The organism is Kitasatospora sp. NPDC036755, from assembly GCF_040636595.1.
Lineage (GTDB): Bacteria > Actinomycetota > Actinomycetes > Streptomycetales > Streptomycetaceae > Kitasatospora.
Map to the genome: position 1 here is coordinate 1 of NZ_JBEZUT010000106.1, position 25,445 is coordinate 25,445.

General features: G+C 73.2%; 25 protein-coding genes. 13 read left to right on the forward strand and 12 right to left on the reverse strand.

Annotated elements, in window-relative coordinates:
• The first annotated feature begins 218 nt into the window (after positions 1-218).
• A complete protein-coding gene (locus AB0E96_RS17835; RefSeq protein ID WP_359824380.1) occupies positions 219-581 on the forward strand; it encodes an MmcQ/YjbR family DNA-binding protein in 363 nt (120 codons plus the stop codon).
• A gap of 35 nt (positions 582-616) precedes the next feature.
• Here AB0E96_RS17835 and AB0E96_RS17840 read toward each other — a convergent pair whose 3' ends face one another.
• From AB0E96_RS17840 to AB0E96_RS17855, 4 genes are read right to left on the reverse strand one after another with little or no spacing between them, the layout of a single operon-like run.
• A complete protein-coding gene (locus AB0E96_RS17840) occupies positions 617-1,258 on the reverse strand; it encodes an O-methyltransferase (protein WP_359824382.1) in 642 nt (213 codons plus the stop codon).
• A gap of 41 nt (positions 1,259-1,299) precedes the next feature.
• The gene (locus AB0E96_RS17845; protein ID WP_359824384.1) at positions 1,300-2,499 is read right to left on the reverse strand and encodes an FAD-dependent monooxygenase; all 1,200 of its coding nucleotides are present in this window, start codon (positions 2,497-2,499) and stop codon (positions 1,300-1,302) included.
• 37 nt (positions 2,500-2,536) lie between these two features.
• Entirely contained in the window at positions 2,537-3,229 is a 693-nt protein-coding gene (locus AB0E96_RS17850) for an ArsR family transcriptional regulator (RefSeq protein ID WP_359824386.1), read from the reverse strand.
• An 8-nt stretch (positions 3,230-3,237) separates the two neighbouring features.
• The gene (locus tag AB0E96_RS17855) at positions 3,238-4,491 is read right to left on the reverse strand and encodes an MFS transporter (protein WP_359824389.1); all 1,254 of its coding nucleotides are present in this window, start codon (positions 4,489-4,491) and stop codon (positions 3,238-3,240) included.
• A gap of 226 nt (positions 4,492-4,717) precedes the next feature.
• Between AB0E96_RS17855 and AB0E96_RS17860 the strand changes: the two genes are divergently transcribed.
• The gene (locus AB0E96_RS17860) at positions 4,718-5,392 is read left to right on the forward strand and encodes a response regulator transcription factor (protein ID WP_359824391.1); all 675 of its coding nucleotides are present in this window, start codon (positions 4,718-4,720) and stop codon (positions 5,390-5,392) included.
• Positions 5,393-5,473: 81 nt separating this feature from the next.
• On the opposite strand, the gene AB0E96_RS17865 is transcribed toward AB0E96_RS17860, so the two are convergent.
• The 6 genes from AB0E96_RS17865 to asnB form a co-directional block, all read right to left on the reverse strand.
• Positions 5,474-6,208 (reverse strand): class I SAM-dependent methyltransferase, encoded by a 735-nt coding sequence (locus AB0E96_RS17865; protein ID WP_359824394.1) that lies wholly within the window; start codon positions 6,206-6,208, stop codon positions 5,474-5,476.
• 93 nt (positions 6,209-6,301) lie between these two features.
• Positions 6,302-7,456, reverse strand: a complete 1,155-nt coding sequence (locus tag AB0E96_RS17870; RefSeq protein ID WP_359824397.1) for an FAD-dependent monooxygenase — start codon at positions 7,454-7,456, stop codon at positions 6,302-6,304.
• Positions 7,449-8,840 carry a dihydroorotase family protein gene (locus tag AB0E96_RS17875; protein ID WP_359824398.1) on the reverse strand — a complete coding sequence of 464 codons (1,392 nt, stop codon included), beginning with the start codon at positions 8,838-8,840 and terminating at the stop codon, positions 7,449-7,451. The genes AB0E96_RS17870 and AB0E96_RS17875 overlap by 8 nt, the downstream gene beginning before the upstream one ends.
• Complete coding sequence (locus AB0E96_RS17880) at positions 8,828-9,958, reverse strand: acyl-CoA dehydrogenase family protein (protein ID WP_359824400.1); 1,131 nt, start codon at positions 9,956-9,958, stop codon at positions 8,828-8,830. Before AB0E96_RS17880 ends, AB0E96_RS17875 begins: the two co-directional genes overlap by 13 nt.
• A complete protein-coding gene (locus AB0E96_RS17885) occupies positions 9,937-10,983 on the reverse strand; it encodes a PrpF domain-containing protein (protein ID WP_359824402.1) in 1,047 nt (348 codons plus the stop codon). Before AB0E96_RS17885 ends, AB0E96_RS17880 begins: the two co-directional genes overlap by 22 nt.
• Positions 10,980-12,785: an asparagine synthase (glutamine-hydrolyzing) gene (gene asnB, locus AB0E96_RS17890; RefSeq protein ID WP_359824404.1), complete on the reverse strand. Its 1,806-nt coding sequence runs from the start codon at positions 12,783-12,785 to the stop codon at positions 10,980-10,982. The genes AB0E96_RS17885 and asnB overlap by 4 nt, the downstream gene beginning before the upstream one ends.
• 417 nt (positions 12,786-13,202) lie before the next feature.
• On the opposite strand from asnB, the gene AB0E96_RS17895 reads away from it, so the two are divergent.
• The 3 genes from AB0E96_RS17895 (at position 13,203) to AB0E96_RS17905 (ending at position 15,714) form a co-directional block, all read left to right on the forward strand.
• A complete protein-coding gene (locus AB0E96_RS17895; protein ID WP_359824406.1) occupies positions 13,203-14,195 on the forward strand; it encodes a ParB/RepB/Spo0J family partition protein in 993 nt (330 codons plus the stop codon).
• A gap of 158 nt (positions 14,196-14,353) precedes the next feature.
• Positions 14,354-14,539, forward strand: a complete 186-nt coding sequence (locus AB0E96_RS17900; protein WP_359824408.1) for a 2-hydroxymuconate tautomerase family protein — start codon at positions 14,354-14,356, stop codon at positions 14,537-14,539.
• A gap of 248 nt (positions 14,540-14,787) precedes the next feature.
• Positions 14,788-15,714: a class I SAM-dependent methyltransferase gene (locus AB0E96_RS17905; RefSeq protein WP_359824410.1), complete on the forward strand. Its 927-nt coding sequence runs from the start codon at positions 14,788-14,790 to the stop codon at positions 15,712-15,714.
• Positions 15,715-15,738: 24 nt separating this feature from the next.
• On the opposite strand, the gene AB0E96_RS17910 is transcribed toward AB0E96_RS17905, so the two are convergent.
• Positions 15,739-16,584 carry a class I SAM-dependent methyltransferase gene (locus AB0E96_RS17910; RefSeq protein WP_359824439.1) on the reverse strand — a complete coding sequence of 282 codons (846 nt, stop codon included), beginning with the start codon at positions 16,582-16,584 and terminating at the stop codon, positions 15,739-15,741.
• A gap of 317 nt (positions 16,585-16,901) precedes the next feature.
• On the opposite strand from AB0E96_RS17910, the gene AB0E96_RS17915 reads away from it, so the two are divergent.
• A complete protein-coding gene (locus AB0E96_RS17915) occupies positions 16,902-18,134 on the forward strand; it encodes a cytochrome P450 (protein WP_359824413.1) in 1,233 nt (410 codons plus the stop codon).
• Between the two features lie 145 nt (positions 18,135-18,279).
• On the opposite strand, the gene AB0E96_RS17920 is transcribed toward AB0E96_RS17915, so the two are convergent.
• The gene (locus AB0E96_RS17920; protein ID WP_359824416.1) at positions 18,280-19,311 is read right to left on the reverse strand and encodes a class I SAM-dependent methyltransferase; all 1,032 of its coding nucleotides are present in this window, start codon (positions 19,309-19,311) and stop codon (positions 18,280-18,282) included.
• Between the two features lie 322 nt (positions 19,312-19,633).
• Here AB0E96_RS17920 and AB0E96_RS17925 point away from each other — a divergent pair, with 322 nt between their 5' ends.
• The 7 genes from AB0E96_RS17925 (at position 19,634) to AB0E96_RS17955 (ending at position 25,342) form a co-directional block, all read left to right on the forward strand.
• Complete coding sequence (locus AB0E96_RS17925; protein ID WP_359824419.1) at positions 19,634-19,789, forward strand: CopG family transcriptional regulator; 156 nt, start codon at positions 19,634-19,636, stop codon at positions 19,787-19,789.
• A 28-nt stretch (positions 19,790-19,817) separates the two neighbouring features.
• On the forward strand, positions 19,818-20,162 hold the full coding sequence (locus AB0E96_RS17930; RefSeq protein ID WP_359824422.1) for a VOC family protein: 345 nt from the start codon (positions 19,818-19,820) through the stop codon (positions 20,160-20,162).
• A 303-nt stretch (positions 20,163-20,465) separates the two neighbouring features.
• Entirely contained in the window at positions 20,466-21,926 is a 1,461-nt protein-coding gene (locus AB0E96_RS17935) for an MFS transporter (RefSeq protein ID WP_359824425.1), read from the forward strand.
• Between the two features lie 112 nt (positions 21,927-22,038).
• Positions 22,039-22,656: a response regulator transcription factor gene (locus AB0E96_RS17940; protein WP_359824428.1), complete on the forward strand. Its 618-nt coding sequence runs from the start codon at positions 22,039-22,041 to the stop codon at positions 22,654-22,656.
• A 144-nt stretch (positions 22,657-22,800) separates the two neighbouring features.
• Positions 22,801-23,598, forward strand: coding sequence for an FAD-binding oxidoreductase (locus tag AB0E96_RS17945; RefSeq protein WP_359824431.1), 798 nt, complete (start codon positions 22,801-22,803; stop codon positions 23,596-23,598).
• A gap of 69 nt (positions 23,599-23,667) precedes the next feature.
• Positions 23,668-24,438 carry a class I SAM-dependent methyltransferase gene (locus tag AB0E96_RS17950; protein WP_359824434.1) on the forward strand — a complete coding sequence of 257 codons (771 nt, stop codon included), beginning with the start codon at positions 23,668-23,670 and terminating at the stop codon, positions 24,436-24,438.
• A gap of 58 nt (positions 24,439-24,496) precedes the next feature.
• Complete coding sequence (locus AB0E96_RS17955; RefSeq protein WP_359824436.1) at positions 24,497-25,342, forward strand: class I SAM-dependent methyltransferase; 846 nt, start codon at positions 24,497-24,499, stop codon at positions 25,340-25,342.
• Positions 25,343-25,445: the final 103 nt, after the last annotated feature.

The window sequence follows — 25,445 nt, forward strand, 5'->3', positions numbered from 1 at the left end:
GTCGAAGTAGTCGTGCTCGGCGAGGAAGCGGAACGAGAAGGTGGTGCAGGGCGCCGGCGGCCCCGCCCGCGGGACTCCCGCCCGCCCCTCGCCCCCACGGACCTGACATAACGTCATGTTCCGTGCGACGGCGGGTGGATGGCCCAGCCACCGTTCCGGGGTGGCATCCTGGCGGGAGCGCGCGGAAGCGGCCGCGGCGGAGAGGGGACGAGGGCGGCATGACCGGGGACGACGTGGAGGAGCGACTGCGCGCACTGTGCCTGGCGCTGCCCGAGGTGGTCGAGGCGAGCAACCACCACGGGGAGCCGTCCTGGCGGATCCGGCGGCGGACGCTGGCCCAGCTCTCGGAGCACCACCCGCGCGGCCGGCGGAGCTTCTGGGTGCCGGCCCCGGTGGGCGCCAGGGAGGCGATGGTCGCCGCCGAACCCGACCGGTTCTTCGCACCGCCCTACGGCGGGCGCGACTGGGTCGGGGTCTACCTGGACGTGCCGGTCGACTGGGCGGAGGTGCGCGAGCTGGTCGTGGACGCCTACCGGCTCGTCGCCCCCAGGAAGCTGGTGGCCGGGCTGGGGGAGGCCTGACGTCCGCCGCCGGCCCGGCGGCCCCGCGGCCGGTCTCAGACCCGGCGGATCAGGGTGACCCCGTCCCGCACGGTGAGCATCACGGACTCGCTGCGCGGGTCGGCGGCGACGGCGTCGTTGAACGCCCGCAGGGCCCGCACGTCGGGGTCGGTGCTGTCCGCGTCGGTGATCTCCCCGCGCCACATGGTGTTGTCGCAGGCGATCAGCCCCCGGGCGGAGAGCCGGGGCAGCGTCGCGGAGTAGTAGGTGTGGTAGTTCGGCTTGTCGGCGTCGATGAAGACCAGGTCCAGCGGCTCCTCGATCTCGGCGATCGTGTCGAGCGCGGGACCGACCCGCACGCTGATGACGTCGGCGTAGCCGGCCTCCGCGATGTGCTTGCGGGCGACCTCGGCGCGGTCCGGGTCGATCTCACAGCTGATCACCCGGGCGCCCTCGGGCAGGGCGACGGCCATGGACAGCGCCGAGTACCCGGTGAAGGTGCCGATGTCGAGGACCACCTTCGGCTGCAGCGTGTGGATGACCATGCGCAGCAGCCCGCCGACGAGCTGGCCGCTGATCAGGTGGCCCATGCCCAGGTCGTTCCCGGACACGCCCGCCAACTGGGCCGGGTCCGGGGTCGAGTGGGCCTCCGCGTACTCGTCCATGCCGGGCAGGGTGATGGGCGGCAGGGTGAACATCTCTTCCTCCTGGGTGGGTGGTCGGACGTCGTTCCTACGGATCAGGTCGGGTCGTACGCGCTCTGCCAGCCGTGCGTGTTCGCGTGCAGCCAGGACTCGAAGTCCGCCGGCGTCAGGGCGGACCAGTCCGGGGACTCCTCGACGCGCATCCTTCCCAGGTGCTTGCCGAGCCGGGTGAGGTCGTTGCCCGCGCCGCGCCGCGCGGCGTCGAAGGCGGCCAGCGCCTGCGCCCACGACTCGTGCTCCCGGCAGGCGAGTTCGAGGGCGCGGGCGTCCTGGATCGCCTTCACCGCGCCCGCCCCGGTGTGCGGGCGGGCGATCGCCCCGGCGTCGCCGGCCAGCAGCAGGGAGCCGGCGGCGTAGCGGGAGACCGTGGTGTCGTACATCGGGTTGATCGACAGTTCGTGCCGTTCGGTGCGCCGCACCGCGTCGGCCCACACGGGCGGCAGCTCGCGGGTGATGAGTTCTTCCAGGTAGCCGGCGGCCTTCTCGTCGACCTGCCCCCGGGGGACGGGGGCGGCCTCGGCCGGGTAGAGGCCGTCCGGCACGCTGCCGTACAGCGCCCAGTTCTGCCGGAAGCCGCCGGAACCGGCGTCGGGAATACGGTAGAACACGGCGTGGCCGCCGGGGAAGCCGACCGCGACGAAGTCGTCCAGCAGCGGGTGCGCCGGGCCGCCGGCGCCCCGGTCGGCGGGGTAGTCGCCGCGCCAGAGGCCGTACCCGCCGTACGCCACCACGGCCTCGGGCGCGACCGCCGGCCGCACCGTGGAGCGGTAGCCGTCGGCGCCGACGACGGCGGCGTACGTCCCGGCGGGGCGGCCGTCGACCTCGACCGCGACGCCGTCGTCCCCGGGCCGCAGGCCGGTGACGGTCGAGCCCTCGTGGTAGTCGCCGTCCGGCACCTGCCCGCGCAGCCCCCGCCAGACCAGCGCCCAGCTCGCCATGATCGACGGGTACGGCTGGCGGCCGACCTCGCGGCCCTCGGCGGACCGCTCCGCGCGGGTGAGCCAGATCAGTTCGGGCCGCCGCAGCACCCGCATGCCGGGGTCCAGGTACCCCGCGTCGAGCAACTCGTCGTAGAGCGACGCCGGGAGGGTGATCCCGGCGCCGCGGTCGCGCAGGCCGCCCCGGCTGCGCTCGAACACGGTGACCTCGCAGCCGGCCCGGGCCAGGGCGACGGCCGTGGCGCAGCCGGCGATGCTCCCGCCGACGACGGCGACCCGACTTCCTCGTATGCGCATGGTTGCCTTCTCCTCAGGGGGACGCGCCGGCCCGCTCTCACGGGTCGGTCTCGGTGTTCACGGGGTGTCCGGTGCGGTGCCAGCGGGTGAAGCCGCCCACGAGGTGGCGGGCGTGGCGGTCGTGCGCCCGGAGCAGCCGGACGCTCTCGGCCGAGGTCACGCAGAAGGGCCCGTGGCAGTAGGCGATGATCTCGGTGTCGTCCGGGAGTTCGTCGAGCCGGTTCAGCAGCTGTTCGTAGGGGAGGGAGACGGCGCCGGGCACGTGGCCCATCGTGTAGTCGTCGCTGGTGCGGACGTCGATGACCAGGGCCCCGGCGTCGACCCGGGTGGTGAGTTCGTCGACCGTCACCGGCTCCAGCGCGCTGAGGTCGCCGAGCTGGTCGTCTATGACGCTGCGCAGGTCGGCCAGGCGCCGTTCGGCGAACTCCTGGAACACGCCGAGGAACCGGGCCACGTCGTCGTCGGTCAGCCGGTACAGCACGCTGGTGCCGTCCTTCCGGCTGCTGACCAGGTGTGCCGAACGGAGCTGCTGCAACTGGGCCGAGGTGTTCTTGAACGGGATCCCGGAGTCCTGGGAGAGCTGCTCGACGGTGAGTTCGCGCCCGTCGAGCAGGTCGAGCAGGCGCAGCCGCAGCGGGTTGGCGAGCACCTTGCCGACCCGTGACAGTTCCGCGTAGATCGGGATGCTCAGCTTCGGCGCGTTCGGTTCCGGCGTGGTCGGTTCGGACATGGACGGACCTATCGTGTGGTGCCGGGCCGGGGTCCGGCCGGTTCGAGGACGTGGCGGTTGCGTCCGGCGCCCACACCCGCCACCACCTCGCCGGCCGTGACGACCAGCAGCAGGACGAGCGCCGTCGGGAGGCCGTCGGAGGCGTTGACCAGCATCCCGCCGACCAGCGGCCCGAGGATGGCGATGAGGTAGCCGACGCCCTGGACCATACCGGAGAGGCCGACGGCCGCATCGGCGTCCTTGGCGCGCAGCCCGATCAGGGTCAGCGCCAGGGCGAAGCCGGCGCCCTGGGCCAGGCCGAGCAGCAGCGCGGCGATCCAGGCGCCGTAGGAGATCGGCGCCACCATGAGCGCGATCAGCCCGCCGGCGTTGAGCACGCCGATGCCGACGGCGACGCCCCGCTGGTCGGGGAGCCGGCGGATCAGCAGCGGGACCCCCAGCGAGCCGGCCACCTGGATCAGGGAGGTGACGGCCTGCACCAGCCCGCCCTCGTCGAGCGTCATGCCCCGCTGGTGGCAGATGGTCGGCAGCCAGCCGAGGACGAAGTAGAAGGACAGGCCCATGAATCCGAAGAAGGCGGTGACCTGCCAGGCCAGCGCGTCCCGCCACAGCGCGGCGGGGATCCGGGCCCGGACGGGGGCCGAGGAGCGCTCCCGCAGGACGGGCAGCCAGATCGCGCAGGCGACGACCGCGACCGGGACGGTGATCCAGGCGAGCGAGGCCAGCCAGCCGGTGCCCTCGTGGCCGCTCAGCCGGGGGGCGAGCGCCGAGGCACTGGCCGCGCCGATGGTGAGGACGATCGTGTAGAGCGCCATCACCGGTGCGAGCCGGTCGCCGAACTTCCGCTTGATCAGGCCGGGGACGGCGCCGTTGATGGCCCCGATCGCGGCGACCACCAGCAGCGTGCCGACGAACAGCGCGGCCTCGCTGCGCAGCATCCGGACCAGGTCGCCGACGAGCAGCACGATCACCGAGGTCGCCACCAGGCGCTCCTCGCCCATCCGGCGGACCAGCGCGGGGCCGGTGAACGCGAAGAGGGCGAGGCAGACCGTGGGCAGCACGGTCAGCAGGGTCTGGCTCGATCCGGACAGGCCCAGCCCGGACTTGATGGGGGTCAGCAGCGCCGACACCGCGGCGATCGGGGCGCGCAGGTTCAGCGAGACCGCGATCAGCGCGGCCAGCAGCCACCACGTGGAGCGCTGCGAGGAGGTTTCCGCCGACGCGGGTGCGGTGACCGCGGGGGGTTGAGTTCGGGACGCCACTTTGACACACTCCCAAATTCCAAAGGACTTTAGAATAAGAGAACGATACCTCCGACGCGTGGCCCCGGCACCCGGTTCCCGACGTGCCGCGCCCCGCGCTCCCGAACGCCCCTGGACCGGGCCGCTCACTTCTGTTCGATTGGCTTGCGCCTATCAGGGGTGGAGTGCGCCCGGATTTGGTACGGTGATCGCTGGTGCACGAGCTGTTACCAGGGGGAGGAACGGGATGTCCGACCAAGCGGCTCTGCAGTCTGCCTTCGCGGACACCATCGCCGTATTGATCGCCGCGGACCCCCCGGTGTACAGATCCAGCCTCCGCAGCCTGCTCGACGGCGTCGAGGCCCTCGAAGTGGTCGGAGGCGTCGACACCGGCCCCGACGCGGTCCGGGCGATCCACCGCCTCTGCCCCGACGTGGTGCTGCTGCACGTGTCCCCGTCGAGCGCCGTCACCACCGACGTGATCGCCTCCATCACCGAACGCTGCCCCGACACGGCCGTGCTGGTCGTGAGCATCGCCCACGACCGGGAGGCCTTCCTCGCCGCGATGCGCGCCGGCGCCCGCGGCTACCTCTCCCGGGGCGCGCCCTCCCAGGACCTCGTGCTGGCGATCAGGATCGTCCGCTCCGGGGGCCTGGTCTTCGACTCCAGCACCTCGGGGTGGGTGACCGACCACCTGGCCCAGCCGGCCGGAGTGGCCAAGCCCTTCCCGGAGTTGACCGACCGTGAGCTGGAGGTGCTGGAGCTCGTCGCGGACGGCCTGGGCACCGCGGCGATCGCCCATCAGCTCGGCCTGTCCGTCAAGACGGTGCGCAACTACCTGTCCCGGATATTCGCCAAGCTGCACCTGGTCGACCGGACGGAGGCCGCGGTCCGGGCCAGGCAGGCCGGTCTCGGCCACTGACCCGGACGGCGGCGTGGTGGCTCGCCCGCTGATCGCCTCCACCGGCACACCCGCCACCACGCCCGCCCCGCGCCCGGCCCGTCAGGCCGCCGCGCGCGGCGCCTTCCGCGCCACGATCACCCGGTTGTAGAGCTCCTCGGGAGCGGTCGCGACGATCTCGGCCCGTTCGAAGCCCGCCTCGAGCAGGCGGTCGCGCCAGAACTCCGGCGTGGTCAGGATCTCCCCGTCCTCCCGCAGGAACCGCGGCAGCAGGTCGAGTTGGAGCAGCATGCGCTCGAAGCTCGCCTCCCGCAGGTAGTACTTGGCCTTGTCGGTCAGCAGCTCCAGGACGTCGGTGGCCCGCTCCTTGCTGCCGGCCGGCCCCATCACCCGGCAGAACTGGTCGGCGTTGACGAATACGCCGCCCGGGCGCAGGACGCGCAGCAGCTCGGCCGCCGCCTTCGGGTAGGTGTCGAGTTCGAGGTGGTGCAGCGCGAAGCTGCTGATGGCCACGTCGAAGCTCTCGTCGGGGATGTCCGAGAGGTCCTCGGCCACCCCGCCCTGGAACGAGGTCAGCGGGTCGTCGGCGAACTTGGCGGTCGCCTCCTTGACCATGGTCGGTGCCGGGTCCACGCCGAGGATCCGGGCCTGGGGGAGGGCCGCGCGGCACAGCGAGGTGAGCCGCCCGGTGCCCGAGCCGATGTCGAGGATGTCGGCGGTGTCCGCCGGCAGCAGGTCCACGGCCGCGGAGAGCAGGGCCACGTTGGAGGCGTCGGTGTTCAGTACCTTGTCATAGTCGATCTTGACGTTGTTCCAGTGCGTCGTGCCCGATTCCATGACGGTCAACCCTTCGTTGGTTCGGTGCCTGTCCGTACCGATCCGGTCCGGTCCGGTTTGGTCGCCGCGTCGCCGCGTCGCCGCGTCGCCGCGTCACTCGGCCGGGAGGCCGAACTCCGCGCGCCAGCCGAACAGATCGGTCAGCTCCTGGTCGTGCGTGCTGAACTCGCCCCGCTCGCCGCGCACCACGTGGTCGCGGTGCCGCGACTGGTTGACGACGAGGGCGGTGCGCGGTGCGCGCTGCCCGGCGTACCGCCGCAGGGCCTCCGGGACGTCCTCGGTGCGGGCCAGCATCCCGCCGAGGACGGCCGCGTCCTCCAGCGCCATGCCCGCCCCCTGTCCGGCGCCCGGCGACATCGGGTGCGCGGCGTCGCCGAGGAGGCTGACCCGGCCCCGGCTCCAGTCGGCGACGGGCTCCCGGTCGTTGATGTCGGTGACCACGGCCGGCGCGTCCGGGTCGGTGCGCCGCACCACGTCCACCAGCGCCGGGTGCCAGCCGGCCAAGAGGCCCAGGAGGTCGGCCAGCGCCTCCTTCGGGTCCTTGGCGGGCCAGACCCCGGCCGGCGCGGCCACCTTGGCCGTCCAGTACAGCTGCCCGGGGCCGACCGGGGCGGCGAAGAGGCCGAGGCCGTCCGCCGTCACGATGAACCCGTGCGGGAACTCCGGCGGTGCGGGGGAGCGGCCCCGCAGGGTCGTGTACCCGCAGTAGCGGGGAGGCTCCGTGCCGAGCAGATGGCGGCGCACCACGGAGTGCAGGCCGTCGGCGCCGATCAGGGCCGTCGCCGTCGTCGAGCCGCCGTCGGACAGCGCGACCGCGACCTCGTCGCCGAGGTCGGCGCAGCCGGTCACGCCGATCCCCCGCCGCAGCCGCACCCCGGCGTCGGCCGCGTACCGCAGCAGCAGCGACTGCAGGGCGGTGCGCAGCAGGGAGACCTGCGGCGCGCCGAACCTGGCGGCCAGTTCGCCCACCCGGTCGGTGGCGACGACCGCGCCGCCGGTGTCGACGATCGGGCGGACCTCCTCCGCCGCGGGGACGTGCCCGGCGGCCCGCACCGCGGCGGCGAGCGAGGTGTCGATCTCCGCCAGCGCGTGCAGCGCGTTGGGGTACAGCACCAGGCCGGCGCCCGCGTCCCGCAGGGCCGCGGTCCGCTCGACGACCGTCACCGGGATCCCCGCGCGGCGCAGGGCGATGCCGAGGGCGAGGCCGCCGATGCCGCCGCCCGCGACGGTCACGTCCGTGTCAGCCATGTCCGCCGTCCTCCCCGGTGCGGTCGAGCGGCGACAGCCAGCGTCCCAGCGGGGCGCCGAACGTGCCCCGCTCGCGGTCGTAGGCGATCCGCCCGGACTTGACCGTCACCTCCACGCGGCCGGTGAACGTCCAGCCCTCGTAGGCGGACCAGCCGCACTTGGCCTCGACGTCCGACGCGGACAGCATCCAGCGGTGCTCCGGGTCGAAGACCACCAGGTCGGCGTCGGCCCCGGCGGCCAGCCGGCCCTTGCCGGCCAGTCCGAACAGGTCCGCCGGCCGCTCCGCGAGGTGGCGCACCAGCCGGCGCGCCGCGGTGTCCCGGTCCTCCTCCGGCCAGCGCCGGCGCATCCCGGTCCACACGGCGGTCGCCAGCTCCTGCACGCCGGGCAGCCCCGGCGGGGCGTCGGCGATCGGCCGCTCCTTCTCCTCCTTGGTGTGCGGCGCGTGGTCGCTGCCCAGGGTGGCCGCCTCGCCGGCCCGCAGGGCCGCCCAGAGCCGGTCCTGGTCCCGGAGGCCGCGGATCGCCGGGGCCAGCCTGGTCCGCGCGCCGCCCCGCGCGGTGTCGGCGTCGGTGAACGACAGGTGGTGGGCGGTGAGTTCGAAGGTGACCGGCAGCCCGTCGGCGGCGGCCGCGGCGACCAGGTCGGCCTCCTCCGCGCTCGACAGGTGCAGGATGTGCGCCGCGGTGCCGTGCCGGCGGACCAGCTCCAGCACCTGGACGACGGCCGAGATCGGGCTGGAGCGCGGCCGCCACCGCTCGTAGTCGCGGTAGGCGCCGGGCGGGCCGCCCCGCCAGGCGTCCAGCAGGTCGTGCAGCCGCTGGTTCTCGGCGTGCAGCACGAGCCGCACCCCGGAGGCGGCCGCGGCGGCGAACACCTTGTCGAGGACCTCGGGGTCGCTGACCACGGTGGGCGCGGTGTGGTGCCCGGCCATGAACACCTTGGCGCTGCGGGCGATCGCCGGATCGAGGTCGACCAGGACCTCGGGGTGCAGCGGGTCCGCGCCGATGTGGAAGGCGTAGTCGACCAGCGAACGGCCCGCTATCAGCCGGGCCTTGGCGACCACGGTGTCCGGGTGGAGGGTCGGGGGAGCCGTGTTCGGCATGTCCATCACCGTGGTCACGCCGCCGGCGACCGCGGCGCGGCTGCCGTGCTCCCAGTCCTCCTTGTGCTCCAGGCCGGGGGTGCGGAAGTGGACGTGCGAGTCGATCAGCCCGGGGAGCACGTACCGGCCCGCCGCGTCCAGCACCGGGACGCCCTCGGGCGCGGAGTCGGCGAGCCCGACGATCCGCCCGTCCTCGACGAGCACCACGCCCGGGCGGACGCCGGTCGGCGTCACCAGCCGCCCGCCGACCACCGCGAGCCGTCCGTTCACCCGAGCCATGTCGCGCTCACCAGCTCTCGGCAGAGGTCGTTGGTGGGGCCCATGTGGGCGACCGCGCGGGCGTCGGCCATCAGGGCGTTGATCCGGTTGGCGACCACGTACCCACCGGAGCCCAGCAGGCGCGCCACCTCGACGCCCACCTGCTCGGCCGTCTCCGTGGCGAACAGCTTGCTGTGCAGGGTGGTCAGGCCCGGGTCGGCCGCGACCCGCCGCCCGGCGCGGTCGATGACGGCCTGCGCCGCCTCGATCCGGGTGGCCAGGTCGACGAGCCGGAAGCGGGTGACGGCGTCGGGCGGCTGCTGACGCCGCTTGACCTGGTCGACCGCGAGGTCCAGCAGCGCCGAGGCGATGCCGAGGGAGACCGCGCCCAGCGTCGCCCCGGTCCGGCGGACCGAGGCGATGATGGACGTGGCCTCGCCGACCGGGCCGAGCCGGTACGCGTCGTCGACGACGCAGCCGTGCAGCGACACGAAGCCGGTCGCCGAGCCGCGCATGCCGATCAGGTCCAGGCTCAGATCGGGGCGCAGGCCCTCGTCCTCGGCCGGGATGAGGAAGAACGTCTGGCCGCTGGAGCCGTAGGCGGCGTCCGAGTCCTCCACGGCGTCGGAGGTCCGCGCCAGGATGAGGTAGAGCCCGGCCACCCCGGCGCTGGTGGTGAAGGACTTGGTGCCGTCGAGCCGCCAGCGGCCGTCGGGCAGCCGCTGCGCGGTGGTGTTCAGGCGCTTCTTGGCCGCGCCCACACCGGGTTCGCTCCACCCGGACGCGGCGAGCAGGTCGCCCTTGGCCAGCGCGGGCAGCAGCCGGGCCTGCTGCGCCGGGTCGCCCCACTCGGCGATCCGCGCGCTGACCGCGTAGTGCTGGAACAGCATGATCGCGGCGGACGGGTTGGCCCGGGCCACCTGGGCGACGACGTGGTTGATGAGCGTGGCGTCCCCGCCGAACCCGCCGTACGCGGCGGGCACGGCGACGCCGAACAGCCCGGCCTGCCCGAGCTCGGCCAGCAGCGTGCCGTCCGGCAGGCCGGTGGACACGCTGCGCGCCGCCGCCGCGTCGAGGCGCTCGACGAGAGCGGCCGGCAGCCCGCCTTCGGGGTCGATCACCTGGAAAGCGACAGACATGCGGTCAGTTCCTTCGGCTGGAGGCTGGCGAGGGGTTCGATCGGGAAGGACCCGAGGGTGGTGGTGCGCTTGCCGCGGACGGTGGTCCAGGTGAGCTCCGGTTCGTAGGCGCCGTTGCGCACCGTCGCGGCGACGCTCGACAGCCCGCCGGCGGTGAGGATGTCGACGGTGCCGTCGGGCACACCCGCCTGCTGCGCCGCGACCCAGGGCGTGGTGCCCTTGATCCGGACGGCGGCGGCGACGCAGGCGGCCCCGGTCAGGGCGATCGTCGGGTGCCAGGTGGGCACCGAGATCGCGCGGACGGCGATCCGGCCGTCGTCCGCGGCCATCACCGCGGCCACCTTGGGGAAGGCGCCGTCGGGGGGCCAGCCGAGCAGGACCGCGGCGGCCCGCCGGATCCGCACCAGCCGGTCGAACAGCGACCGGTCGTCGGCGAACAGGTCCTCCGGGCGGGACAGCCCGAGGGTGGAGGCCGCCACGAAGGCGTAGGGGTTGCCCATGGAGACCAGCGAGACCGGCACCGGCGTGCCGTCGACGTCCACGGTGGTGGTGGCCGCGCCGGCCAGCAGCAGTTCGCCGAGCGGCTTCGGCGCCGGCTGGACGAAGTGGATGTCGAACAGCGCGGAGTCCCGGCGGACCTCGGTGATCTCGCAGACGATGTGGTCGCCGTTGTTGCGGACCATGACGCGCACCCGCATCCCCGGCGTCAGCCGGGGCAGCGAGCCGGACTCGGCGCCGGCGACGATGGACCCCAGGATGGAGTGCCCGCACGAGCCGCGCAGGTCGAACGCGGCCGGCCCGGACGGCAGCGCCTGCACGAACCGGTAGTCCAGGTCGAACAGCGGGTGCTCGGCGGGCTCCACCAGCGCGATCTTGAGGATGTGCCCGGCGCCGGCGTCGTCGAGCCACTTCCGGGCCGCGGCGAGGCGGTCGAGCAGCGGCTGCTCCTCGCGGGGCAGCCGGCGCGCGTCGAGGACCAGGGTGGGGCACGGACTGCCGTGCGCGTAGACGACGTGCCCGATCATGACGCCACGTCCTTGGGCTTCCGGGGCGGTGCGACCGGCGCGACGGCGAACTGCTCGCGCCAGATCTCGTGGACCAGCAGGGCCCAGAGGGCGAGGGCGGTGCTGTTGTCCGGCCGGGCGGCCTGCTCCGCAAAGAGCCGGTCCACCGCGCCGGGGTCGAGCTGGCCGGTACGGCGCAGCCGGTCGGCGGCCAGCAGGTCCCTGGCGCAGTCCCAGAGCGGCCAGCCGGGCGTCAGCATGGCCGCGACCGGCAGCGTGAACGGCTGCTTCTCGCGGGCCAGGACGGCCTCGGGGAGCAGGCCGCGCGCGGCGTCGTACAGCGCGCGCTTGACCGCCCCGTCGTGGATCCGGTCCCGGTCGGGCAGCCGCACCCCGTGCCGGACGACGCTCTGCTGGCAGAACGGCAGCCGGACCTCGACGGCGCTCGCCATGCTGAGGTGGTCGACCCGCCGGAGGTGGTAGGCCGGGAGCCGGTGGCCGATCTCGAACGCGGTGATCCGGTCGAGCACGGTGCCGGGCCCCGAGCGCAGCGCCTCGGTCGCCGCTTCGGGCAGGGCCGGCACGGACTTCACCTCCGCGGCGTAGTCCGCGGTGTAGAGCCGCTCGCGGGCCGCGGCCGGCAGCACGCCCAACTCGTCGAGGTAGGGCCGGTACCAGGGCCTGCCCGCCTCGGCGGCCCGGGCCGCCGCGCGCATCCGCCCGTACCCGCCGAAGACCTCGTCCGCGCCGTCGCCGGTCAGGGCCACGGTGAAGCCGGCCTCCCGCACCGCGGCGAACAGGGCGTAGCTGCTCACGGTGATCGGGTCGGCGTTGGGCTGGCCCAGGTGCCGGACGACCCGCGGCAGCAGGTCGGGCAGCTCCTTGGGGTTCAGCTCGACCTGGTGGTAGGCCGTCCCGGCGTGGTCGGAGACCAGGCGCGCGAAGTGCCGCTCGTCGTCGGGCCAGGTGCCGGTGTAGGCGATGTTGAAGGTGTGCAGCCCCGGCGCCCGGCCGGTGGCGAGGGTGGTCACCAGGCTGGAGTCCAGGCCCCCGGAGGTGATCGAGGCGAGCGGGACGTCCGCCTCCAGCAGCGCGTCGACCTCCCGGTGCAGCAGCGCGCGCAGTCCGTCGGGGCCCGCTCCGGGCGCGGCCCCGGGCACGGCCCGGTGCCGGACGCGCAGCCCCCCGGAGCGGTCGAGGACCGCGGTCACGGCCGGCGGCAGCACCGCGACGTCCTCGAACATGGTCTGTTCGCCGAACGGCGTCTTGGTCGCGAGGTAGGCGTCCAGTCCGGGTGTCCAGACGCTCGCGGACACGTCCGGGAACGCGAGGAGCGCCGGGATCTCGGAGGAGAAGTACAGCGCGCCGCGGCGTTCGTCCCAGTGGTAGTACAGGGGCTTCATGCCGAGGTGGTCGGTGGCCAGCACCAGCCGCGGCTCGGCGCGCAGGTCCAGGACGGCGACGGCGTACATCCCGTCGAGGTGGTCGACGAACGCGTCCCCGTACTGCTCGTAGAGCGCCGGCAGGACCGAGCCGTCGCAGTGGTCGGCGAAGCGGTGGCCGAACGCGCCCAGCCGTTCGCGCAGCGCGGCGTGGTTGTAGATCTCCCCGTTGAGGACGACGTGGACGGCCCCGGACGCGGAGCGGTAGGGCTGGCGCCCGCCGGCGGGATCCATGATGGCAAGTCTGTTGATGCCCAACGACCAGGTGGGCCCGACCGAACAGCCCTGTTGGTCGGGGCCGCCGTGACGCTGCAGTTCGCCGACCCGGGCCAGGTCGTCCGGTGGCACCACCGCGTTGAAATGGCCGTATATACGGCACATTCCGCTACCTCCTATTTGGTAGGCACAGCGGTCATCGAACCCGGCGCGGTGCCGCGGTGTCGTGAGTCATCTGGCCCGGCCGGTGTGGGAACTCCGGGCCGGCCACGATTTCCCACCCGAAACGGGAAGGGTCGGGATATCTGACTCATGCCGGTAGGACGGCCCACCTGGAAGCGTGCGGGAAGGTCGGCGACGAACGGGCAGCTCGTTGCCGTACGGCGACACGGTCCGCCGGCGCGCCCGCCTTCCCCTCCGGGGCGGGAGCACCGCGGACGAACCGATCGGAGAGGCACGACGAATCCCCAGGCGCAGCACCGCTCATCGAGACACGAAGTCCACAGGACGAGCTGCAGCAGCAGTGACGGTCGCTTCGAGCAGGAAGGTCGGATTGTGAACCCTCAGCCCGTTGTTGGCGTGATGGAGAGGACGGACGCTGGAGGGTCCGCGGGTCCGGCGGCCCTGACCAGGCTGCCGCTCACCGACATCGTGCGGCTCGACTCCCCCCGACTGTCCGGCCCCAACCACGAGCACGCCCGGCTGCTCGCGAACTCCGACGCCGCGCTGCCGCCCATCCTCGTCAACCGCCGCACGATGCGCGTGGTCGACGGCGCCCACCGCCTGCTGGCGGCGGAGCTGCGCGGCCAGGAGTCCATCGACGTCAACTTCTGCGACTGCGACGACGACGAGGCCTTCGTGCTCGCGGTCGAGAAGAACGTCATGCACGGGCTGCCGCTGTCACGGGCCGAGCGGACGGCGGCCGCCGAGCGGATCCTCGGCACGTACCCGGAGTGGTCCGACCGGGCGATCGCCGCGGTCGTCGGGCTCTCGCACAAGACGGTGGGGTCGATCCGCCGGCGTTCCGGCACGGACGCCGAACCGGTCACCCACCGCCGCGGCCGGGACGGCCGGATGCGCCCGGTCAACGGCGCGGCGGCCAGGGCCAGGGTGAGCAGCCTGCTCGCGGACCGGCAGGACGCGTCGCTGCGCGAGATCGCGCGGGAGGCCGGGGTCAGCCCGGACACCGTGCGGAACGTGCGGGACGACTCGCGCCGGGCCGAGGCCCTGACGGCGCCCGAGCCCCGGCCCGTGTCGGAGCAGGACCAGCGCCGCGAGCTGCCCCGGCGGACGGGCGCCTGCGTCCGGATCCCGGCGCCCGGTCCGGTCGACCGGAGCGCGCTGATGCGCAGCCTGCGCAGCGATCCCTCGCTGCGCTTCTCGGAATCAGGGCGTTTTTTGCTGCGCCTTCTTGACATGTATCTGCTGAATCCGGACGAATGGGCCCGGGTCAGCGGGGACGTACCCGCCCACCGGGCTTCCGACATCGCGCAGTTGGCCCGGGAGTGCGGCCGGATCTGGCAGAACTTCGCGACCGCCGTGGAACAGCGGCAGCGCGACGCCGAGGAGAAGTAGGGATTCACACCCGCATGTGCATCTTCGCGGTGCGGACCGCCCGCGGTCCACCACCGCGGCGAAGGACTTTCCCCGGAATCCCCCCGCAGGGCGGTCGGCGACGGCGCCCACCGCCCGGGAACAGCCGAATCGGACGAACCGACAGAGAGGAACCCGCAATGCCCCTGGTACAGGTGAACTGGTGGAAGGGCGTGGGAGTGGACCAGCGCCGTCAGCTCGTCGAGGAGGTGACGGCGACGGTCGCACGGATCGTGAAGTGCCCCGAGGCCGCCGTCACCGTGATCATCAACGACGTCGAGACGGACCACTGGGGCCGCGGCGGCACCCTGGCCTCCGAGCTCTGAGCGAACGGCCGGGCCGCTCCCGGCCCGGCCGTTCCCGCCCCCGGGCGCCTGGCGTCCGGGACCACCGGCGCGCTACCTTCGCGTCACCGGACGGCGAAGCCGTCACCAGCCCTGACGTGCGCGGTGCCGCGCGTCGGGCCCACCCGCGGGACGCAGCGGGCAGAGCGCCGCCCGTACACCGGGCCGGCGCCGCGCGGCGCCCCCGCAGGCCCCCCACCCCGCAGGTTGCGATCGGGAGGACACCCGACATGACCACCGAGGACACCAGGACCTCGAACGCCGGAACCCCGCACGGCAGCGCCGCCCCCGGCGGCACCGTGCCCGAGCAGAACAGCGCCGGACCCAGCAGCCTCGCGGTGCGCGCCGCCCTGTGGCGCGCGCTCCACGTGCAGCACGACGACCCGCCCGCGGTCTTCGACGACGAACTCGGCCTGCGCCTGACCGGCGAGGGCGAGGACTGGCGGAAGCGCCCGGACATGGACCCGGACGACAACCCGTTCGCCCGCGCCGCCGTCATCACCCGCGCCCGCTTCGGCGAGGACCTCGTCCTCGAACAACTCGGCCGCGGCGTGCGCCAGTACGTCATTCTCGGCGCCGGCCTGGACACCTTCGCCCAGCGCCGCGCCGACCTCCCCCCGTCGGTGCGGATCTTCGAACTCGACCCGCCCGGACCGCAGTCGTGGAAGCGCGAGCGGCTGGCGGAGCTCGGCCTCGACTCCCACGCCGGCCTGCGGTTCGTGCCGTACGACCTCGAGTCGGGCGGGTCCTGGTGGGAGACCCTGGTGGCGGCGGGCTTCGACGCGGGGGAACCCGCCGTCGTCGTCTCGCTCGGCGTCAGCGCCTTCCTCCGGAAGGACGCCATCGTGGCCATGGTGCGCCAGGGCACCGCGCTGGCGCCCGGCTCCACGATGGCGGCCACCTTCCAGCTGCCGCTCGCCATGGTGGAACCGGGCCCCCGGGAGATCCGGGCCCGGATCGAGGAGGCCGCCCGGGCCTTCGGCACCCCGTTCACCAGCTTCTTCGCCCCCGAGGAGATCCTCGGGCTGGCCCGGGACGCGGGTTTCCGCACGGCCGAGCACATCCCCGCCCCGGTCCTGGCCGCCCGCTACTTCGCCGGCCGGGCCGACGGCCTGCGGCCCTCCAACGCGGAGGAACTGCTGGTCGTCACCACGTGACGGCCGGCGGCCGCCGGGCGGCCGTCAGGTGCGCGCCAGCATGAAGGGCTCGCCGGCCGCGGGCCGGAAGTCGTCGTCCCGGCCGGCGAAGTAACGGGCGGTGACCTCCTCGGTGGAGAGGTACTGGGCCTCGCGGAAGCCGGCCTTCAGGGCGAGGCCCAGTATCGCGTCGGGAGTGAAGTAGCTGCGGAAGTGCACCCGCGGCCCGGGCTTCGGCTTGCCCGCGGCCTCGTGCGCGGCCGGGTCCTCCGGCTCGTCGAAGGCGGTGGGCAGGATGAAGGTCATCGCCAGCGTCGAGCCGGCGGCGGCCCGCGCGGCCTGGGCCAGGGTGTCCCGCACCGCGTCCTCGCTGAGGTACATGGTGACGCCCGCACAGGACAGCACCGCGGGCCGGTCCGGGTCGAAGCCGTTCTCGACCAGGCGGTCCCACCACACCTCGCCGGTCTCGAAGTCGACCGGCACCCAGTGCAGCCACGGCGCGGAGCCGTGGCCGAGCTCGTCCAGCCGCCGCCGCTTCCACGCCTGGGTCGCGGGCTGGTCGATCTCGAACACCCGCAGCCGTCCGGCGAATTCGGGCCGTCGCTGGACGAAGCTGTCCAGGCCCGCACCGAGGATCACGTACTGGGCCACGCCGGCGGCGCACTGCTCCGCCACCAGGTCCTCGACGACCCGGGCCCGGGCGACCACGCCGGCCCGGAACCCGCGCATCCCCTCCCCGGCCATGTCCGGACGCTGCTGCCAGTCCTCGCCGGGGGAGACCAGGCGGAGCCCGACCTCGTCCTCGACCACGTGCGGGGGTGCGTCGGCGCGCAGGTGCAGGGCCCGCCAGAGGGCCACCCGCACGGCTGTCTCGTCCGGCACCTTCGTCATCTCGGTAGCCACGGTCGTCCTCTCGGGTCAGCGGCGAAGAGTGCGTGCACGGGGGAACGGCGCATCCCCGTTTCCGAGTTTCGAGACCCCGGAATTACGAGTCAAGCGGACCGGGAACGCCCCGGGAAGCCGGGGGCGGCGGCGCTCCCCGCCGGTCGACTGGGGAGATTCCCCACTCGCACGGCCCGGCGCCGCCCCCGGCGCCGCCCCGCCTTGCCAGCCCTCAACCGCGCTACCTATAAACGGACCTGGCCGAACGTGGCCGTCCGACGACGGCATTCGAAGTGCCGCCTTCCGAGAAGACGGGATGGATTCCCATGGCCGACCGGAAAACACCGACACCGACGACGAGCACGGCCGAGAACGCGGAGCCGTACGCATTCGACCCCTTCGCGCCGGGGGTTTCCGACGACCCGTACCCGCACTTCGCGAAACTGCGCGCGACCAATCCGGCGTACCGGCACCCGGCGGGATTCTGGATCGTCACCAGGCACGCGGACGTGGTCAACCTGCTGCGCGGCGACCACTCGGTGGAGGACGACAACGTCACCAAGAGCCGGATCCACTCCCTGTCCATGATGGACCAGGACCCGCCGGACCACACCCGGCTCCGCAGGCTGCTGACCAAGGTGTTCACCGAGCGGGCCGTCAACGGCCAGGCCCCGCTGATCACCCGCCTCGTCGACGAGGCACTGGACCGCGTCGAACAGCGGGCGGCCGAACACGGCCAGGCCGACCTGGTCTCCGAACTCGCCTACCCCCTCCCGCTGTTGGTGATCTGCGACATGCTGGGCATGGAGGCCGACTACCACTGGCTGCGGGAGCGGGCCGAAGTCCTGGCGTTCTCGCTGGAGCCGGTCTCCGAGCCGACCCCGGAGCTGATCAAGGCGATCGTGACCGCCGAGACCGAACTCGTCGACCGCATCGCCGCCGTGATCGAGGCCAAGCGCCACAACCTCGTCGAGGAGAACCCCGACCTGCTGACCCAGCTGATCCGGGCCGAGGACGGCGGCGATGTGCTCAGCGACGAGGAACTGATCGCCCAGGTCGTGCTGCTGTACCTGGCCGGCTACGCGACCACCATGAACCTGCTGGCCAACGGCATGGTCGCGCTGCTGCGCCACCCCGAGCAGCTGCGGCTGCTGCGCGAGCGTCCGGACCTGGACGCGAACGCGGCCGACGAACTGCTGCGCTACGACACCTCGGTGCAGTACTCGCGCCGGATCACCCTGTCGCCCTTCGAGGCCGGCGGCACGGTGATCCCCGCGGGGGCGACGGTGCTCGCCGGGCTGGCCTCGGCCAACCGCGACGAGGAGGTCTTCGGCCCGTCCGCGGCCGAGCTGCGGCTGGACCGGCCGAACGCCCGCAAGCACGTCGCCTTCGGCGGCGGGCCGCACCACTGCCTGGGCGCCGCGCTCGCCCGGCTGGAGACCCGGATCGCCATCGGCCGGCTGGTGCGCCGCTTCGACCGGCTGGCGCTGGCCGAGGAGATCGTCTGGCAGCGGCTGATGATCACGCGCGGCCCGGTCACCGTGCCGGTCACGGTGTGAGCCGGTCCGCGCCCTGAAGCCGCGGTGCCCCGAAGCCCGCGACTCCCGTGGCCCGCGGCTCCCGAGGACCGCGCGCCCCGGGATCCGCGAAACGCCCCTGGCCCGGCCTCCGCTCGTGGGGAGGCCGGGCCAGGGGCGTGGCGGTTCAGCGGGGCTTGTGGCCCGACTGGAGGTTGAGGCCGCCGCTGGCCGGCAGCCGGACCGGCTTGGCCGGCCGCAGGCCCGCGGCGCGCTGCCAGGAGGCCATCTGCGCGGGCGACCAGGTGCCGGACTCGCTGGCCAGCGCGAAGTAGAAGTCCCGCAGCGCGGCCAGCTGCTGCGTCTTGCCCTCGCCGCTGGCGGCGGGGAACTCGGCGATGGTGTACGTCCCGCCGGGGCGCAGCGCCCGGGCCACCTTGGCGGTGAGCTCGCGGTTCTGCTCGTCGCTGAAGTGGTGCGCGACGCCGATGATGATCACCGCGTCGTAGCACTCCTCGCCGAAGTCGTCGGTCAGGGCGTTGCCGGGCTGGTGGCGCACCCGGTTGCCCATCTTCTCCTCGGCCAGCAGCGGCGCGGCGTGCCGCACGGCGTCGGGCAGGTCGAAGACGACGGCGCGCAGCGACGGGTGCCGGCGGCACAGCGCGACCGAGTAGGCGCCGTGGGAGCCGCCGATGTCGAGCAGGTCCGTGGCGCCCTCGGGGACCGGGACGGCCTTGGCCACCATGCTGGTCTGGCCGGTGGTCAGGCACTTCATGCCGCGCTGGTAGGAGTCCCAGACGTCGTCGCTCATGCCGGTGTGGAAGTCCAGCGGCTTGCCGCTGCGCAGGTACTCGTCGGCCCGCGCCATAAGCCCCAGCTCGTAGAACTGCAGCATCAGCTTGTCGTTCACCGCGTGCTTGCTGGAGGTGACCAGCCACTTGCGGGACAGCGGGCTCAGCTCGTACTGGTCGTCCCTGGCGCGCAGGTATCCCGACGCCGCCAGAGCGGGGAGCAGTTTCGCGGTGCTGTCGGGGTGGATGCCGCAGCTGGCCGCGATCTTTTCGGCGGTGGCGGGGCCGTGGGCCATCGCGTCGAACAGGCCGACCTTGACGGCGGCCATGATGACGTGGACGTACGTGCCCGCTACCTGGGTGTCGAGGACGGGCCGCGCGATCAAATTGAACTTGACCAGCAGCCATTCAAGTGGATTGCTTGCCATTAAGCCGAATCGCATGGGCCGAGCATAACGCGGGGTGCCGGGGCGGGGAACTCGTCGCGGTCGGGGAATTCCGCGCGGCCGGCGGATATTGCGCCGCCCATTCATTTCCGCTAGCGGGCCCGTGCGCGCCGCGCCCGCCGTCACCGGAATGCTCGGCCGCTATTCGGGCGCCGGGGCGCCGGGGCGGAGACCGGGGCGCGGGCGGTGCCGGCCGCGGGTGGCCCGGGCGACGCCCGGGACCGGGCTACCGGCCGTGGGGCCGCGAAGCCGCCTCGGTGGGGCGGTGGTTGGCAGCCCGCCCGAGCGGTGCTAGCATGCTAGCATGACTGCTGAAGAGGTAAAGCAGTTCAACGTCTACCTGCCCGTGGAGCTGATTCGGCAGGTGAAGCATTACGCCATCGACAGTGAACTCTCGCTGTCGGCTCTGGTTGCCGAGGCGCTGCGCAACCACCTTGCCGAGCGCCAGAAGCAGAAATAAGACGGAACTGCGTGAAAGGAATCGACATATGACGACCCGGGGTGTCGAAGGCGTTTACGTCGAGACTCACAACTGGGGAAAGACGGCCAAGTTCCTGGAGTCGCTGGGCTTCAAGATCGAGTTCGCCACCGAGCACGGTTCCGGGATGCTCAAGCACGACGAGGGCCCGTACTTCGTCGTCGGCGAGATCCCCGAGGAGCGTGCGCCGCAGGTCCAGCTCGTCCTGCGCATCGCGGACGCCGAGACCTTCAAGCCCGACCCGATCGTCGAGGTGGTCTCCCCGTTCGAGGAGACCCACTACGGCACCCAGCGGATGGTGGTGCGCGACCCGGACGGGCGGGAGTGGAGCATCGAGGCGCCGCTCAAGGGCTGAGCGCCCCTGGCGGGGCGGGAGCGCGTCGGCGGCCGCCGGAGTCCGGCGGGCACCCCTGACGCCGGTCGCGCTCCCGACCCGCCGAGTGCCCCCGGTCCCATCCGGTGCCGGGGGTGCTTCCCGTGTGCGGCGCGCGCCGCCGGCCGGGGCCGTGGCCTCGGCGAACGTGCTGCGAACCAGGTCCACCTGCGTGGTGCCCCCTCGTCCGGGATGGCGTGGCCCCGTGTTGCGTGGCCCTTTCCGTGCCAGCATGCTAGCAATCTAGTTCAGTAGTGACGAAGAGGGATGCGGGGTTGGTTAACGATGGTCAGTGAAAGCATCTCGACCAAGGAGAAGGACGCCTCACCGTCAGCGCCGCCCCGGCGGGGGATCGGCATGCTCGTCGTGATGATCGGCGTGCTGATCTCCGCGGTCGACGGCACGATCGTGGTGCTCGCCCTCCCGGCGATCGAGGAGGACCTGAAGATCACCCTGTCCTCCGTGACGTGGGTGGTCGTCGGCTACCTCCTCGTGGTCACCGTGCTCTCCACCCAGCTGGGCCGCTTCGGCGACATGTTCGGCCGGGTGCGGATGTACAAGGCCGGCTTCCTGGTCTTCACCGTGGGCTCGGTGTTCTGCGCGATCGCCTGGAACGCGCCGAGCATCATCGGCGCCCGGGTCGTCCAGGGCGTCGGCGCCGCACTGATCGCCGCCAACAGCGGTGCGATCATCTCGGAGCTCTACCCGCCGCAGGAGCGCGGCCGCGCCTACGGCTACAACGCCTTCGGCTACTCCTTCGGCTCCGTCCTCGGCGTCCTGGCCGGCGGCGTCATGGTCACCTACGTGTCCTGGCAGTGGATCTTCTGGGTCAACGTGCCGATCGGCATCATCGCCCTGGTGCTGGCGCACCGGGTGCTGCGCGACACCGCCGAGCGCCAGCGCCGGAAGTTCGACTTCGTCGGCATGATCACGCTGGGCCTGGGCCTCTTCGGGGTGCTCTGGGCGATGACCGGACTGGCGTCCGGCCCGCTCGACGGGACCCTGATCGGGTACCTGGTCGGCGGCCTCGTGCTCCTGGCGGCGTTCGTCGTCGTCGAGCTGAAGCAGAAGGAACCCACCCTCGACCTGTCCCTGTTCCGCATCCCGTCGATGACGCCCTCGCTCCTGGCCTCGCTGCTCCAGGGCGTCGGCAGCTTCGCGGTGCTCTTCCTGGTGATCATGTACCTCCAGGGCACCCGCGGGATGGACCCGATCGACGCCTCCCTGCTGCTGCTGCCGGGCTACGTCATCGGCGCGGTGGTGGGCCCCTACGCCGGGAAGCTCACCGACAAGCTCGGATCGGTCGTCCCGGCGACCATGGGGCTCGGCATCTCGGTCGTCGCGATGGCGATCTTCGCCCAGATGACCACCACGAGCAGCCTGTGGCTGACCGCCGTCGGCAACCTGGTGATGATGATCGGGGGCAGCTTCTTCTTCCCGGCCAACAGCACCGCGGTGATGAAGGCCGCCCCGCCGGACCGGCTGGGCATCGCCTCCGGCGTGCTGCGCACCTTCTCCAGCATCGGCATGGTCTTCTCCTTCACCACCGCCATGCTGGTGGCCTCGCACTCGATCCCGCGGAACCTGGCGTTCGCCATCTTCGTGGGCACCAACAAGCTGGACGGTGACCTCGCGAGCGCCTTCGCGGACGGCCTGGAGGCGGCCTTCTACACCATGATGGGGATCATGATCCTGGCGGCGATCCTCTCCGCGCTGCGCGGCACCGGCCGGAAGGCCGACGCGTAGCGCGACCCGGCGCGCCGCGGGGGCCTCGACCGGACCTCCAGCACGAGGCCGTGTGGCCCCCGCGGCGGCGGGCAACAAGGCAACTGTCGACCGACTAGTTGGCGGGAGAATCGTGATCAGGACAGCGACGTCGAAGGCAGCCGGCCGCTCGCGCACCACGGTGCTGATCGCAGGCGACCACCCGATCTACCGATCCGGGTTGCGCATCCTGCTCGACGAGGTGGAGTCCTTCCACGTCGTCGGCGAGTCCGGGACGGGGTCGGACGCGGTCGCCATGGCGCACACCCTGCGTCCCCAGGTCGTGGTGATGGACATCGTCCAGCCGGGCCAGAGCATCGCGGACGTGGTCGGCCCGATCACCGGCTGCTGTCCGGACACGGCCGTGCTGATCATCAGTCCGCTCGACGACCGGGAGGCGCTGCTCTCCGCGATGCGCGCCGGGGCCCGCGGCTACCTGCTCAACGGAGCCCGCTGGCAGGACCTGGTGCTCGGGGTGCAGATGGTGCGCGCCGGCGGGCTGGTCTTCGACTCCTGCGCGTCCGAGTGGGTGCTGGAGCACCTCAGCCGGCCGCTGTCGCCGGGAGCGCGCTACCCCGAACCGGAGGGCGGCCGGTGCGACATGCTCCAACTGGTCCGCAACGTCGGCCCGGCGGGGCCCGGCGGGAGCCGGATCCCCGGAAACCGCCGCGGCTCCGTGCGGAGCGCCGTCCAGCCCTTCAGCCGGCCCTGACGGCCCGCCCGGAAGGAACGCGCCGGCCGGGAACGCGGTGTCCGACTGGGGTAACTCCCCAGTCGGGCAAGCGTTCGCGAGCAAAGGCCCGCACGGTAGCGTTGCAGGCACTTTCTCGTCGCATTTCACGAAGCGAGGACGGCGATGGACCAGCGTTTCCACGCGTTGCGGGTGGCCGATGTGATCGTCGAGACGGAGGACGCCCGGTCGCTGGTGTTCGACGTCCCCGACGACCTCGCCGAGGAATTCCGTTACCGGCCGGGGCAGTTCCTCACCGTCCACATCCCCGACGCCGGGCACGGATCCGTCACCCGCTGCTATTCGCTGTCGAGTTCGCCGCACACCGCGGACCCGCTGATGGTGACGGTGAAGCGCACGCCGACCGGCCGGGCCTCCGACTGGCTGCTGGGCAGCGTGCGGGTCGGCAGCGTGGTGCACGTCCAGCCGCCGGCGGGCCGGTTCACCCCCGCCTCGCTCGACGGAGACTTCCTCTTCCTGGCCGCCGGGAGCGGCATCACCCCGGTGATGTCGATGATCAAGTCGGCGCTGGCCGCCGGCGCGGGCCGGCTCGCCCTGGTCTACGCCAACCGCGACGAGCGCTCGGTGATCTTCGGGGAGCAGCTGGCCGGGCTGGCCGCCGCCCACCCCGACCGGTTCGCCCTCCGGCACTGGCTGGAGTCCCGGCAGGGGCTGCCGGACGCGGCCGGACTGCGGGCGCTGGCCGCACCCTTCCGCGACCGCGAGGCGTACGTGTGCGGCCCGGGCCCGTTCGTGGCCGGCGCGGTCGACGCCCTGGCCGCGCTGGGGGTTCCGGCCGAACGGACGCACCTGGAACAGTACCGGCCGCCGAACGGCACGGCCCTGCCGCAGCCCTCGCCCGGCGGAGACCCCTCCGCGCGGGCCCGACGCAGCGTCAAGAGCCTCCAGCTGATGCTGCCCTGACACCGCGGGCGGCCCGCCGGAGCCGTACGGCACCTACCCCACTGAGCGCACCCGGATCGGAGATCGGTGATGGCGAAACGGCTGAGCATGCTGATGCGGATGGGCAACCTGACCCGGACGGGCCAGGTCGGTGACGGCCGGGAGGAGGCGCTCGCCGACTACGTGCTCGCCCACGCCGCCCCCGGGGACGTCGACGACGCGATCCGGGTGATCGACGAGTACGCCTACCGGCAGGCCACGCTGATCAACATCGGGGACGAGAAGGGACTGGTCCTGGACGCCGCGGTACGGCGGGCCGAGCCCCGGCTGCTGCTGGAGCTCGGCACCTACTGCGGGTACAGCGCGCTGCGGATGTCCCGGGTGATGGGGCCGAAGGCCCGGCTCTGCTCGATCGAGTTCAGCGCCGCCAACGCCGCGGTGGCCCGGCGGATCTGGGACCACGCCGGGCTGGGGGAGCGGGTCACGGTGCTGCACGGCACGCTCGGGGACGACGGCCGCACCATCGACCGCCTCAACTCCGAGTACGGCTTCGGCCCCGGCCGGCTGGACTTCGTCTTCGTCGACCACATCGCCCGGGCCTACCTGCCGGACCTGCGGCGCATCCTCGACCAGCGGTGGCTGCGCCCGGGCTCGATCGTGCTGGCCGACAACATGAAGGTGCCGGGCGCGCCGCACTACCGCGCGTACCTGCGCGAGCACGAGGGCACCCAGTGGCGCACCCGGGAGCACCACGCCCACGTCGAGTACCAGTCGTGGGTCAAGGACCTGGTGCTGGAGTCCGAGTACCTGCCCTCCGGGGCGGCCACCGGACCCGGCGGCACCGGCCCCGCGCCCGCGTGAGGACGGACCGCTCCCGGCCGCTGCCGGGAGCGCACAATCCAACGGAGAGGAACCACCAGTGACCGCGACGGCGGACAAGACCGCGATCCGGACCGCGTTGTGGCGGGCCCTGCACGTCCAGGCCGACCCCGCGCCGCACGTGTTCGAGGACGAACTCGGCGCGCGGCTGGTGGCGCCGGACGGCGACTGGCGGTCCCGGCCGGACATGGACCCGGTGCGCAGCGCCCGGGCACGCGCGTCCATCGTGGCCAGGGCCCGGTTCACCGAGGACCTCGTCGCCGAGCACGCGGCCCGCGGCGTCGACCAGTACGTCATCCTCGGCGCCGGCCTGGACACCTTCGCGCAGCGCCGGCCGGCGGGCACCGAGGGGGTGCGGGTCTTCGAGGTGGACCAGCCGGGGACCCAGGCGTGGAAGCGGGCGCGGCTGGAGGAGCTGGGCCACGGCGTGCCCGAGGGGCTGCGGCTGGTCCCCGTCGACTTCGAGGCGGACGACGACTGGTGGCGGCGGCTGGCCGAGGAGGGCTTCGACCCCGCCCGGCCGGCGGTGCTGGCCTGCTCAGGCGTCACCATGTACCTCACCCGGGAGGCGGTCGCCGACACGCTGCGCAAGGCCGCGGGCCTCGCCGAGGGGTCCGCCCTGGCCATGACGTTCATGCAGCCGGTCGACCTGGTCGACCCGGAGGAGCGCGGCGCCCGGCAGGGCGTGGAGCACGCCGCGCGCGCCGACGGGACGCCGTTCCGCAGCTTCTTCGGCCCGGACGACATCCTGGCGATGGCCAAGGAGGCCGGGTTCCGGCACGTCGAGCACGTCTCCGCGGACGGCCTCGCCGAGCGCTACTTCGCCGGCCGGGCCGACGGCCTCCGCCCGTCGAGCATCGAGGAACTGCTGCTCGCCACCACCTGATCCGTACGGGAGCCGGGCCACGCGGGGGGGAGGGCCCGCACCACCGCACGGGCGGGGGCGGGGGGGGGGGCCCCCCCCCCCCCGCGCCCCCCCCCACCCCCGC